We start from the raw sequence: 11,874 nt of genomic DNA, 5'->3' as shown, positions 1-11,874 counted from the left end.
CCCGCTGCACCGGCCGGGGTGTAACCGCCGGGGGTGGCGGGGGGGGCGCGGGTTTTACCCGGGCCCCCCGCTCGGCGTCTCCACCCCCGCACGCCAAACCACGCGTCGATCTTGCACTTTCGGTCGACGTTCTGCGCGGAAACATCCCTTGTGTCGCCGCAGAAAGTGCAAGATCGCGGGGTCTCAGGGGGTTGGGGTTATCAGCTCGTCGCCGGCAAGGCGACCGGACTCGCGTTCCCGGGTTGCCTTGCCCTCGTGCACGAGGGTGGCTAGGGCGTGGTTGGCGTCGGTGGCTCGGTAGACCGTCGCGGTCAGGGTGTGCCGGCGCAGCTCGGTGACCGGGCGCGGGCCACCCCGGCGCAGTTCGGCCAGCAGCTCGCGGGCCAGCGGTTCCCGGTCCGGGTCTCCGGTCACGTCGACGGGGGTGCCCGTCGGGTCGGCCGGATCGCGATAGCGCACCCGGAGGCCCGCGCCGACCGTCCACAGCGCGTCGCGGACCGCCTCCAGACTCCGGTCCGACCGGCTCCCGAACGCGATCACGCCGGCCGCCTCGTCGTCCCCGTCGGCGGAAGCGTCGCCCACTCCCCCGTCCGCCTCCAGCACCGGCGCCACCTCGGCGACCAGCGGAAAGCCGGCGAGGCCGAGGGCCGGGCGGGCGCTGGTGGTGGCGTGCAGCAGCACCTCACCGTTGCGGCCGTTGGCGCAGGCGCGCAGCACCTCGGCGTGCGCCGGGCCGGACAGGTCGACGAAGCAGAACAGCGGCGCCCCGGCCGCGGCGGCCGCCTTCAACGCCACCGGCAGCCGGGCGGGGCCGCCGGGCAGCAGGTGCACCGTCACCTCGGGAGGCAACTCCGCCTCGACCGGCCCGAGCCGGGCCGGCAGGTCGCTGGCCTCGTCGGCCAGCGCCAGGATCGTCACCTGCCGGCCGCGTATCTGCGTGGCGTGACCGACGACCGCCCGTAGCGCCGCCTCCGCGCCGCCGCCGTCGGCGCCGGCCCAGGCCAGCGCGACGGTCACGCGGCGGGAGCGGTGCAGGGCGACGGGCAACCAGGTCGCCAGGTGGCGGACCAGCAGTTCGCGGAGGACGTCGGCGGTCCGGTTGGTTGGCATCGGTCCGTTCTACCCCATGGCCGTTCAGGCCGGGACGGAGATCCCCACGCCGCCGCGCGTCTGCCCGCCGTAGCGCTGCCGCTCGGCGGCCAGGTCGAGTCGGTCGATCCGCTTGCGGGCGGCCACCGTGGCGTCGTCGAGCTGGTCGGCCGGGACCAGCCAGACCACCTCGAACTCCAGCCCGTCCGGGTCCTGCCCGTAGAGGCTCTTGGTGGTGCCGTGGTCGGACGTGCCGGCCAGCGCCCCGGCGGCGGCGAGCCGCTCGGCGGTGGCGGCCAGCTCGTCGAGGGTGTCGACCTCCCACGCCAGGTGGTAGAGCCCGACGGTGGCCCGGCCGGCGGTCGAGCGCCCGGCGCCCGCGCCGATCTCGAACAGGCCGAGGTCGTGGTCGTTGGTGGAGTCGGGAGCCTGGAGGAAGGTCGCGCCCCGGAAACCGGCCGGGGTCATGTCGACCGGGGTGAAGCCCAGCACGTCGCGGTAGAAGGCGACGCTGCGGGCGAGGTCACTGACGTAGAGAACCGCGTGGTTGAGCCGGTGGATACCCATGACCCCACACTAACGCCAATTTGTTGAGCGTTCAACCATCCGGAGTATGATGGCCGTCATGACCCGCTGGCTTGACCCCGACGAGCAGCGCACCTGGCGGGCGTTCCTCGCCTCCTCCCGAGCGCTGATGGACACGCTCGACCGTGAGCTGCAACGCGATGCCGGAATGCCGCACGCCTACTACGAGATCCTGGTCCGACTCTCCGAGGCGCCCGGTCGGCAACTCCGCATGAGCGAGCTGGCCGAGGCGGCCGGGTCGTCGCGCAGCCGGCTCTCGCACGCGGTGGCCCGCCTTGAGGAAGCCGGCTGGGTGCGCCGCGAGGACTGCCCCACCGACCGGCGCGGGCAGATCGCGGTGCTCACCGACGACGGTTTCGCCACCCTCGCCGCCGCCGCGCCCGGCCACGTCGACGGCGTACGCCGGCACCTCTTCGACGCCCTGAGCCCCGCCCAGGTCGACCAGTTACGCCGGATCAGCGAGACGTTGGCCGAGCACCTGAGCAGATCCTGACCGATCGACACCGGCGCGGGTCTTGTACTTACCGTCGTCGGATGAGCACGATGGGGCGTGTCCTCCGGCTTCGACGAGTTGACTGACCAGGCGCACCACCTCGTGTCCGCTGGCGACATCGCCGGTGCGCAACGGCTGCTCTCCGACGCGCTCACCGATGCCGACCCCCGCCCGGCCAACGCCACGCCGGAGCTGGCCGAGGCGGCCAGCCTGCAGGCGCGGGTGCTCGTCGCCCTCGGCGAGCCGCACTCCGCCCGTGGCTGGGCCGCCTTCGCGTACGCGGCCACGACCCGGTTGCACGGCCGCTCCGACCCCCGCACGGTGGCCGCCGCCGCGACCCTGGCCGCCGTGCTGCACCGGGTGGGCAGTCACTCCCGGTCCGCCCGGCTGTACCAGGACGTGATCATCGAGCTGACCGCGCAGGACGGTCCCGAGTCACTGCGGGTGCTGGCCGCACACGCCGACCTGGCCACCGTCGAGTACGCCCGGGGCCAGTGCACGGTCGCCCGTGACCGTCTCCAGGACGCCTGGGAGCTGCACCGCGAGGTGTACGGCGACGGCCACCCCAGCGGCATCAAGATGTTGGCCCGGCTCGGCTCGATGCAGCGCGACTGCGGGCAGTTCGCCGAGGCGCACGACAACCTCGCGCTGGCCCGCGAGCTGTGCCGGCAGCATCTGAGCGCCGACGATCCGCTGGCCCTTCAGGTGGCGGCGCTGGCCCGGGCCGCCGCCAACCCCGACCACGTCTGCGCCGACGACGACGCGTCCGCCGTGCGGGACGCACCGGTGGTGCCGGCGGCGCGCACGCCGCCGCCGCAGCCCGATCGACCGCTCGATGGCGCCTACTATCCGCCGGCCCCTCAGGCCGCTGCTCCCGCCGGCCGTACCGACGAGGGTCTGGCTGCCGCCGAGGTCTCCAGCGGCGGCCCGGTACCGAATCCGCGGGTACCGGCCGACGAGCCGAACGGCTCCCCGGACTTTCGCTGGCCGCCGGCCGACGAGCCGGACGATGTCCCGGGCCTGCGCTGGCCGCCGGACCCGACGGACGATCCCGTCCCGCCCCCCACCGTCGCGCCGGTGCCCCCATCGGTGGCCGGGTTCACGGGCGGCACCGAAGAGTCGTCCGGCGTGTACCGGCTGTACCGTCCCGGCGCGTCGTCCGAACCGGACCGACCGTCGGCGCCACTGACGCCGTACACGCCGTCGCGGCTGCTGCCGGTGCCTGTGCACCGGGCGCCGGCAGCGGCACGCAACAGGCTGGTGCCGGTGCTGGTGGCCGGCGTGGTCGTGGTGCTGCTCGGCACGGCGGCGGTGATCGCCGGAGTGGCGCGCGTCGGCGACGACCCCAAATCCGGGCCGTCACCGAGCGCCGGCCCGAGCGGCACGGCCGCGGCCCCGACCACCGGCGCCCCGACCGCCGGCACGACCGCGCCGGCCGCCGCGCCGGGCACCCCGCCCGGCGCGGTGTCGCTGCGCGACAACCGGGACAACATCGCCCTGCGCTGGACGTACCCGGCCGGCGGCGAGGGTCCGGTCATCGTCTCCGCCGGCCGGGCCGGGCAGGAGAAGACCGCGATCGCCACGCTGCCCGCCGGCACCGACAGCTACATCGTGTACGCGCTGAACCGCGCCAACGACTACTGCTTCACCGTCGCGGTCGTCTGGTCCACCGACACCGTGGCGAGCGCCAACCAGGTCTGCACCCGCCGCCGCTGACGTCCGCCGTACTCACGGTCGGGCAACCGTGGGCGGCGGCTCGGGCCCGGCCGCCGTCGCCGGGAGCAGCAGGCGTACCCGTAGGCCGTGCGGGCCGTCGGCGTCGGCCAGGGTGATGGTGCCGCCCGCGCGGCGGACCAGCTCCCACACGATGGCGAGGCCGAGGCCCGCGCCGCCGTGGTCGCGGCCCCGACCGTCGTCCAACCTCGTGAACCGGTCGAAGACCCGGCCGCGATCGGCCGACGCGATCCCGGGGCCGTCGTCGGTCACCGTCACCAGGTGGTACGCGGTCTCGTGCGGCCCGACCGCGAGGACGACGCGGCTCCGCGCGTGCCGGACCGCGTTGTCGACGAGGTTGGCCAGCACCCGCCGTAGCTCGGCCTCGTTCCCGGCCGTCCACAGCGGCCCCGGCGACGCCTCCACCCGCACCGGCGGCGACGGATACCGGGCGGCGACCTCGCTCAGAAGCGCCGCCAGGTCGACCGGACCGGTGCCCCCCGACGCCGGCATCTCGTCCAGGCGGGCCAGCAGCAGCAGGTCGTCGACCAGCCGGCTCAACCGCTCGGTGTCGGCGAGCAGGTTGGCGGTCACCGCCGTCCAGTCCGTCCGGTCGGCGAGCCGCTGGGCCACCTCCAACTCGGTACGGATGTTGGCCAGCGGGCTCCGCAGCTCGTGCGCGGCATCGGAGACGAAGGCCCGCTGCCGGGCCCGGGCCGACTCCAGCCGGCCGAGCATGCCGTTCAGGGTCACCGCCAGCCGATGGATCTCGTCGGCGGAGGCGGGCACCGGAAGTCGACCGGCGCCGGCCCGCCCGGTGATCTCCTCAGCGCCGCGCCGCAGCGCCTCCACGGGACGCAACGTCGCGCCGACCACCCGCCACGCCACCCCGGCCAGGACCACCACCAGCAGCGGGAACGCCACCAGCAGGATGGTCCGCACCACGTGCGTGCTCTGCCGCACGTCGGCCATCGAGCGGGCGACCAGCACGGTGAGCGGATCGGCCGACGTGCCGGCGGGTACGGCGACCACCCGGACCGGCCCGCGAAGCCCGACCCGCTCGGCGGGAACGTCCAGGCGCTGACGGTGGCCGGTGTCCAACCACTCGGGGCGGGCCATCGGGACCAGCCGGTCCGCGTCGATCGAGGCCGCCCGGACCCGCCCCTGCGCGTCGATCACCTGGACCCGGACCTGCCCGCCAGCCACCGGCAGCGGGTCGGGCAGCGCGTCCTCGGCGGCGAGCAGGGCGACCGCGTCGGCCGTCCGGAACGCCTCGGTGTCCACGTTGCGCTGGAGCACGAAACGGAGCGCGCCGAGCAGCACCACCCCGCCGAGGGCGAGACCGATGGTGAGGCCGAACACGCCGAGCGCCAGGAGGCGACCCCGCAGCCCCAGGCCGTGCAGGCCCCCGCGGGGCGACCAGCCGCGCGGCGGGTCGGCGGATGTCACGTCGCCAGCCGGTAGCCGGCGCCCCGGATGGTCTCCAGCCGATCCCGGCCGAGCTTGCGACGCAGGTAGCCGACGTACACCTCGACCACGTTGGGCGCCGTCTCCAGGCTGGCGTCCCACACGTGGTCCAGTAGCTCGATCTTGGAAATGACCTGGCCGGGGCGGCGCATCAGATAATCCAGCAGGGCGTACTCGCGCGCGGTCAACGTCACCTCGGCGTCGGCCCGGGTCACCCGCCGACGGGCCGGATCGAGCCGCAGGTCACCGACCGCCAGCACGGCGGGGCGCTCCGGCGCTCCCCGGCGCAGCAACGCCCGCAGGCGGGCCAGCAGCACCACGTACGAGAAGGGCTTGGTCAGGTAGTCGTCGGCGCCGCAGTCCAGGCCGTCGGCCTGGTCGTACTCGCCATCCTTGGCCGACAGCATCAGCACCGGCAGCCAGTGCTGCTCGGCGCGCAGCCGGCGCACCACCTCGTAACCGGAGAGCCCGGGCAGCATGACGTCGAGGATCATCGCGTCGTACCCGCCGTGGCGTGCCGCGTCCAGGCCTTCGGGGCCGGTGGCCGCCACGTCGACCGCGAACCCCTCGGCCTGAAGACCGCGTTGCAGGGCAGCCGCCAGCCGGGCCTCGTCCTCCACCACCAACAACCGCACACCTCAAGGGTGCCACCCGGGTCACAGCTCGCGGTTCGGCGTCCTCAGCGCGTTCACAGCGCCGAGCGGGCAGGATGTCGGGCAGGAGGTGTGCACCATGTCGATCCTGAGAAGTCGTCCCGTCCTGCGGTGGCTGGTCCCGGTGGCCGCCGGTGTCGCCGTCATCGGTGGCGGCGCCGCCGTCGGCACGTTCGCCGCCGAGGCCGAGCCGAGCCTGCCGCCGCGTACCGCCGCCCAGCTTCTGGTGGACCTCCAGACCTCCTCCCTGGAGGGGTTGTCCGGCACGGTCGTGCAACGCGCCGACCTCGGCCTGCCGCCGCTCGTCGGGATGTTGCCCGGCAACGACCTGACCGCCCTGCTGAGCGGCACGCACACCCTGCGGGTGTGGTACTCCGGCCCGGATCGGCAGCGCGTCGCGCTGGTGGACACGCTCGGCCAGCGGGACATCATCCGCAACGGTCAGGACGTGTGGACCTGGGAGAGCCGCGGCAACACCGCCCGCCACCGCGCCCTGGGCGACTCGAAGGGTGCCGCGAAGCCCGAGGCGACGCCGAGCCTGCCGGCCACTCCCCGGGAGGCCGCCGACCTGGCGTTGAGCGCGATCGATCCGAGCACCGAGGTCAGCGTCGGCCGCTCGGCCACCGTCGCCGGTCGGGACGCCTACGAGCTGGTGCTCGAGCCGCGTGACCGCGACTCGCTGGTGCACCAGCTCCGGATCGCCATCGACGCGAAGCAGCACGTGCCGCTGCGCTTCGAGGTGCTCGCCGCCGGCAGCGACCAGCCGGCCTTCGAGATGGCGTTCACCCAGGTCGACTACCGCCGCCCGGACGCCGACCAGTTCGCCTTCAACCCGCCTCCCGGGGTGAGCGTCACCGAGGAGACCGCCGAGCGGCCGACCGCCGGCCGGCCGGCACACGTCGCACCGGGTCGGGACCCCCAGGTACGCACGGTCGGCGACGGCTGGACCACCGTCCTGGTCGCCCGCCTCGACGCCGCCGAGGGTCAGAAGCCGGCCGACACCGCCCCGGGCCAGAAGCCGGCCGCCGCGCCGGACGCCGACCTGTCGAAGCTGCTCGGTGGGCTGCCGGCGGTCAGCGGCGACTGGGGCAGCGGGCGGCTGCTCACCGGCAAGCTGTTCAGCGTGCTGCTCACCGACGACGGGCGGGTGCTCGCCGGAGCGGTCACTCCCGAGCGGCTCTACCAGGTGGCTCGCGGCTGATCTCCGCACACTCCTACGCCGGGTCGACCACACGGTCGGCCCGGCGTACCTGTGTGACCCGTATCGGCCCCGTCGGCTTGGTGACAGCGGGCCGGCCGCGCTATCTTCGACAATTCGAAGGCACAAAAAAGAACGGCATTAAATGCCGTTCTAGCATTGGATTCTAACGTTTAGGGAGACGGCTTGTCAAGGCACTCCGGCGGTACCGGTGAATTGCCGCTCGACGACGAGATCGGCCGCGAGCAGGAGTACGTCTCGATGCTCTACGACCGTCTGGACGGGCTGCGTGAGCAGGCCGCCCACCGGCTCACCGCCGAGCTACGCAACACCGGCGGCACCCTGCAGGACCGCTCCCAGCGCGACAGCTCCGTGGCCATGTACGCCGACCAGGTCGAGCAGTTCTCCGCCGTGGAGAATGGCCTCTGCTTCGGGCGGCTCGACGGCGACGACGACTCCCGCCGCTACATCGGCCGGATCGGGATCTTCGACACCAGTGGCGACTACGACCCGCTGTTGATGGACTGGCGTGCCCCGGCCGCGCGGCCGTTCTACCTCGCCACCGCCGCCAACCCCCAGGGCGTACGCCGCCGCCGACACCTGCGTACCCGCCAGCGCAAGGTGACCGGGCTCAACGACGAGGTCCTCGACATCGACAGCGCCTCCCCCGGCGGGCACGAGGAGCTGACCGGCGAGGCGTCCCTGCTGGCCGCGCTCAACGCCGGTCGGACGGGCCGGATGCGCGACATCGTGGAGACCATCCAGGCCGAGCAGGACCGGATCATCCGCGCCGACCTGCCCGGCGTGCTGGTGGTCCAGGGCGGCCCCGGCACCGGCAAGACCGCGGTCGCGCTGCACCGGGCGGCGTACCTGCTCTACACACACCGACGCGAGCTGTCCAGCCGTGGCGTGCTGCTGGTCGGGCCGAACGCGACGTTCCTGCGCTACATCTCCCAGGTGCTTCCCACGCTGGCCGAGACGGGCGTGCTGCTGCGTACCCAGGGCGACCTGTTCCCCGGAGTGAGCGCCCAGCGCGACGAGCCGGCCCAGACCGCGGCGCTCAAGGGTCGCGCCGTGCTCGCCGAGGTGCTGGCCCTCGCCGTGCGGGACCGGCAGTGGGTGCCGGACGAGCCGCTGGAGATCGAGGTGGAGCGCGAGGTGCTGACCCTCGATCCGGAGACCGTACGGGTCGCGCGGGATCGGGTACGCCGCACCGACCGTCCGCACAACCTGGCCCGGGCGCTGTTCGACGTGGAGATCGTGCACGCGCTCGCCGACCAGGTGGCCGAGCGGATCGGCGCCGACCCGCTGGGCGGCGACAACCTGCTCGACGAGGCCGACCGCGCCGAGATCCGTCGGGAGCTGCGCGAGGAGACGGAGATCCAGGCCGTACTCGACCGGTTGTGGCCGGTACTCACCCCGCAGCGCCTGCTCGCGGACCTGTACGCGGACCCGGACCGGATCGCCGCCGCCGCGCCGATGCTCACCGACGACGAGCGGGCGCTGCTGCGCCGCGAGCCGGGCGGCTGGACGCCCGCCGACGTGCCGCTGCTGGACGAGGCGGCCGAGCTGCTCGGCGAGGACGAGCGGGCCGCCGCCGCCCGGCGCGAGCGCATCCGCCTCATGGAGCGGGAGTACGCCGAGGGTGTGCTGGAGATCGCCCGGGGCTCCCGGTCGATCGACGTGGAGGACGAGGCCGAGGGCGGTGAGATCCTCGGCGTCACCGACCTCATCGACGCGGATCGGCTGCTGGAACGGCAGGAGGAGGCCGACCGGCTGACCACCGCGCAGCGCGCCGCCGCCGACCGCACGTGGGCGTTCGGCCACATCATCGTGGACGAGGCACAGGAGTTGTCGCCGATGGCGTGGCGGCTGCTGATGCGCCGCTGCCCGAGCCGGTCCATGACGATCGTCGGGGACGTGGCGCAGACCGGCGCGCTCGCCGGGACGCCCTCCTGGGCCGACGCCCTCGCCCCGTACGTGGCGCAGCGGTGGCGTCTGACCGAGCTGACGGTCAGCTACCGCACGCCAGCCGAGATCATGGCGGTCGCCGCCGAGGTGCTCACCGAGATCGACCCGGCGCTGCGGCCACCCCGCTCGGTGCGGGAGAGCGGCGTACCCCCGTGGGACCGGGCGGTCCCCGACGGGCAGCTACCCGCCGAGTTGGTGTCGGCGGTGACCCGCGAGGCCGCCGGGCTGGCCGAGGGCCGGGTCGGCGTCATCGTGCCGGCCAGCCGGGTCGACACGCTCGGCTCGGCGCTGACCGCCGCGCTGCCCGAGGCCACCGTGGGCGAGAACCCGGAGCTGGAGAGCCGGGTGGTCGTGCTGACCGTCGCACAGGCGAAGGGGTTGGAGTTCGACTCGGTGCTGGTCGTCGACCCGGACCGGATGGTGGCCGAGTCGCCGCGCGGGCGCAGCGACCTGTACGTGGCGCTCACCCGGGCCACCCAGCGACTGGGCGTCCTGCGTCCCTGCCGCTGACCAGCCACCCGACGTGCCCCCGCCGACCGTCTGGTCGGCGGGGGCACGGGTGGGATCACCGCCGGTCGGTCGAGCGGTCCCGAATGGACTTGCCCGGGCCGGTCGCCGAGGTGGACTGGTCGCTGGTGCTGCCGCCGGTCGGCGTACTCAGGCCGCCGGTGGTGGCGTCGCCGGTGGTCGTCGGCGCCACCTTGCCGGGGTGTCGCTCCGGCTGGCGGGCCACCCGGCGCACGCTCGCCGGCCCGGCGGTGCCACCGGTGGTCGTCACCGCGCCCTGCCCGCCGACCGGGCCGCCGTCGTGAAGCACCCGCGGGTCGACCCGTTCCTGCGCCGGGTCGAGCGGGTCGTCACGTTGGAGTTGGGACTCCACGTCGGTGGGGGGCACCGTCACCTCGTCGAGGGCGCCCTCGCCGTACACGCCACCGGCGATCCGGTTCTCGGCCTGGCGGGCGGCCTCCTGCCGCATGTCGTCCTCACGCACGTCCATCACCTCACAGAAGCTGTGGAACCGACTGCGTGCCCGACCTCCCGTCGACCAAACCCGGAGCGTTCGTGCAGTGACCCGGAAACGGACATCCGCCCCGGCCGGTCGTGAGGCGGGCACCGGCACGCCTCGTCGACTCATTTTCCGAGGTGGGGGTGTTACCTGGTCGCCGGCCTCGGGTAGTCGGTGGGCGTCCCCGCCGTGCAAGCGAACCGTGCCGTGGCCGAAACGCGGTAGCGGGGCGAGGGAAGGCAGGTACGACTCATCGCATCCTGAGGAGGACCAGATGAGCACGCAGGCTGCTTCCACCAGGCCGATGAACCGGCCCATGAACGACCCGCAGAACCCCGCCATGATGCGGGACACGCAGCAGATGCCGGTCATGCACGACGGGCATCGGAACGACATGCAGGCTCCCGGTACGGAGACCAAGCAGGCGTTCAAGACCACCGAGTTCTGGATCTACCTGATCGCGGTGGCCGCCGTACTGGGCGCGTCGCAGGTCGTCGGTCGCAACTCGGCCGGGGTGGACATCTTCCGGGCCGACAACGCCTGGTTCCTGATCACCCTGCTGACGCTGGGTTACCTCGGTAGCCGCGGCCTCGCCAAGGCCGGCAGCAACTTCCGCAGCGGTTCGGAGCGCAAGGCCCGGCACTGACCGGGTGACAGCGCCCTGACAGCGCACAGTGGCCTCCGGGAGTTCTCCCGGAGGCCACCGTCGTCTGCGGAACGCGTTACTCGTCGCCGCCGAAGTCGCCGAAGTCGCCCTCGAAGGCGTCCTCGATCATCTCGCCGGCGATCATGCCGCCCGCGACGCCGAGCGCCGCGCCGGCGACCACGCCGCCCACACCCATGCCGCCACGGCCGTGACCGTGGCCGTGACCCGGACCGTAGCCGTGACCGTGGCCGTACTGGGAGCGCAGGCTGCCGTAGCGGGACGTGGTCTCGCGCAGCCAGCCGTCGACGACCTGCGCCCAGTCGACCCGGTCGACGTCGGCGTGGGACACCTGGTAGCGGCCGAACGCGTCGTGCCCGGCGCTGAGGAAGCCGCCGCGCTTGTCGCACTCCAGGATCACCTCGACGCCACGCTGGCTGGTCACGAAGGTCAGCTCGACCTCGTTGATCGTGCCCGCGTACTGCGGCGAGGCGAAGAACTCGATCTCCTGGTAGAACGGCAGCGTCTGCTGCACGCCCCGGATGTGGCCGCGCTCCAGGTCAGCGGTCTTGAACCGGAAACCGAGCCGCTGGAACGCCTCCAGGATCCGCTCGTGCACCGGCAACGGGTGCACCGCCACGTGGTCCAGGTCGGTCTTGTCGACCGCGCGGGCCACCGACAACTCGGTCCGCAGGCCCATCGTCATGCCGTGCAGGCGCTGGCCGTACACGTCGGTGATCGGGGTCTCCCACGGCACCGGGAGCTGGAACGGGATCGACAGCTCCTGCTTGGGCGCGAGTTGGAACGCCCCGCTGACGGCCATCCGGTGGAACTCCATGGTGCCGGCGTACTCCGTGTCGTGGCCCTCGACCTCGACCCGGGTGACCAGGCCGATCACCACCTGCTCGATGGCCGCCGGGTTGTCACCACCGACGATTCTGACCTCCCCGTCGAGGGTCAGGCCGGGCCGGGTGTTGGGGTTGGCCAGCACAGTGTCCACGCTGGGACCACCCACACCGAACGCGCTCAACATCTTCTTGAAGACCATCGGAACTC

The 11,874-nt window shown here is 73.4% G+C and carries 11 protein-coding genes; 5 read left to right on the top strand and 6 right to left on the bottom strand.

What is annotated here, in order from left to right; all coding sequences use genetic code 11:
- Positions 1-183: 183 nt before the first annotated feature.
- Both ACIA3K_RS19855 and ACIA3K_RS19850 read right to left on the bottom strand, forming a co-directional pair.
- On the bottom strand, positions 184-1,110 hold the full coding sequence (locus ACIA3K_RS19855) for a hypothetical protein (RefSeq protein ID WP_396802753.1): 927 nt from the start codon (positions 1,108-1,110) through the stop codon (positions 184-186).
- 24 nt (positions 1,111-1,134) lie between these two features.
- The gene (locus tag ACIA3K_RS19850; RefSeq protein ID WP_396802752.1) at positions 1,135-1,656 is read right to left on the bottom strand and encodes a VOC family protein; all 522 of its coding nucleotides are present in this window, start codon (positions 1,654-1,656) and stop codon (positions 1,135-1,137) included.
- Positions 1,657-1,705: 49 nt separating this feature from the next.
- Between ACIA3K_RS19850 and ACIA3K_RS19845 the strand changes: the two genes are divergently transcribed.
- Both ACIA3K_RS19845 and ACIA3K_RS19840 read left to right on the top strand, forming a co-directional pair.
- Positions 1,706-2,167 carry a MarR family winged helix-turn-helix transcriptional regulator gene (locus ACIA3K_RS19845; protein ID WP_396802961.1) on the top strand — a complete coding sequence of 154 codons (462 nt, stop codon included), beginning with the start codon at positions 1,706-1,708 and terminating at the stop codon, positions 2,165-2,167.
- 57 nt (positions 2,168-2,224) lie between these two features.
- Complete coding sequence (locus ACIA3K_RS19840) at positions 2,225-3,883, top strand: tetratricopeptide repeat protein (RefSeq protein ID WP_396802750.1); 1,659 nt, start codon at positions 2,225-2,227, stop codon at positions 3,881-3,883.
- Between the two features lie 12 nt (positions 3,884-3,895).
- Here ACIA3K_RS19840 and ACIA3K_RS19835 read toward each other — a convergent pair whose 3' ends face one another.
- Positions 3,896-5,254: a sensor histidine kinase gene (locus tag ACIA3K_RS19835; RefSeq protein WP_396802960.1), complete on the bottom strand. Its 1,359-nt coding sequence runs from the start codon at positions 5,252-5,254 to the stop codon at positions 3,896-3,898.
- 71 nt (positions 5,255-5,325) lie between these two features.
- Positions 5,326-5,982, bottom strand: a complete 657-nt coding sequence (locus ACIA3K_RS19830; RefSeq protein ID WP_355051822.1) for a response regulator transcription factor — start codon at positions 5,980-5,982, stop codon at positions 5,326-5,328.
- Positions 5,983-6,079: 97 nt separating this feature from the next.
- On the opposite strand from ACIA3K_RS19830, the gene ACIA3K_RS19825 reads away from it, so the two are divergent.
- Together ACIA3K_RS19825 and ACIA3K_RS19820 are read left to right on the top strand one after the other, a co-directional pair.
- Complete coding sequence (locus ACIA3K_RS19825; protein ID WP_396802748.1) at positions 6,080-7,201, top strand: outer membrane lipoprotein carrier protein LolA; 1,122 nt, start codon at positions 6,080-6,082, stop codon at positions 7,199-7,201.
- Between the two features lie 258 nt (positions 7,202-7,459).
- Positions 7,460-9,679, top strand: a complete 2,220-nt coding sequence (locus tag ACIA3K_RS19820) for a HelD family protein (protein WP_396802958.1) — start codon at positions 7,460-7,462, stop codon at positions 9,677-9,679.
- 55 nt (positions 9,680-9,734) lie between these two features.
- Here ACIA3K_RS19820 and ACIA3K_RS19815 read toward each other — a convergent pair whose 3' ends face one another.
- Entirely contained in the window at positions 9,735-10,160 is a 426-nt protein-coding gene (locus ACIA3K_RS19815) for a hypothetical protein (protein WP_355051819.1), read from the bottom strand.
- Between the two features lie 376 nt (positions 10,161-10,536).
- On the opposite strand from ACIA3K_RS19815, the gene ACIA3K_RS19810 reads away from it, so the two are divergent.
- Positions 10,537-10,821, top strand: a complete 285-nt coding sequence (locus ACIA3K_RS19810) for a hypothetical protein (RefSeq protein WP_396802956.1) — start codon at positions 10,537-10,539, stop codon at positions 10,819-10,821.
- Between the two features lie 76 nt (positions 10,822-10,897).
- On the opposite strand, the gene ACIA3K_RS19805 is transcribed toward ACIA3K_RS19810, so the two are convergent.
- Positions 10,898-11,866 (bottom strand): sporulation protein, encoded by a 969-nt coding sequence (locus ACIA3K_RS19805; protein WP_396802746.1) that lies wholly within the window; start codon positions 11,864-11,866, stop codon positions 10,898-10,900.
- Between the last annotated feature and the right edge of the window lie 8 nt (positions 11,867-11,874).

This window comes from Micromonospora sp. NPDC051543 (genome assembly GCF_044454415.1).
Classification (GTDB): Bacteria; Actinomycetota; Actinomycetes; order Mycobacteriales; family Micromonosporaceae; genus Micromonospora.
The sequence above is the reverse complement of the archived record's forward strand: the minus strand, read 5'-3'. Positions and strand labels throughout refer to the sequence as shown.

Excerpts from the sequence above, each read along its gene's own strand:
- ACIA3K_RS19855 (WP_396802753.1), bottom strand. The coding sequence starts at position 1,110 with ATGCCAACCAACCGGACCGCCGACGTCCTCCGCGAACTGCTGGTCCGC.
- ACIA3K_RS19850 (WP_396802752.1), bottom strand. The coding sequence starts at position 1,656 with ATGGGTATCCACCGGCTCAACCACGCGGTTCTCTACGTCAGTGACCTC.
- ACIA3K_RS19845 (WP_396802961.1), top strand. The coding sequence starts at position 1,706 with ATGGCCGTCATGACCCGCTGGCTTGACCCCGACGAGCAGCGCACCTGG.
- ACIA3K_RS19825 (WP_396802748.1), top strand. The coding sequence starts at position 6,080 with ATGTCGATCCTGAGAAGTCGTCCCGTCCTGCGGTGGCTGGTCCCGGTG.
- ACIA3K_RS19820 (WP_396802958.1), top strand. The coding sequence starts at position 7,460 with ATGCTCTACGACCGTCTGGACGGGCTGCGTGAGCAGGCCGCCCACCGG.
- ACIA3K_RS19810 (WP_396802956.1), top strand. The coding sequence starts at position 10,537 with ATGCCGGTCATGCACGACGGGCATCGGAACGACATGCAGGCTCCCGGT.
- ACIA3K_RS19805 (WP_396802746.1), bottom strand. The coding sequence starts at position 11,866 with ATGGTCTTCAAGAAGATGTTGAGCGCGTTCGGTGTGGGTGGTCCCAGC.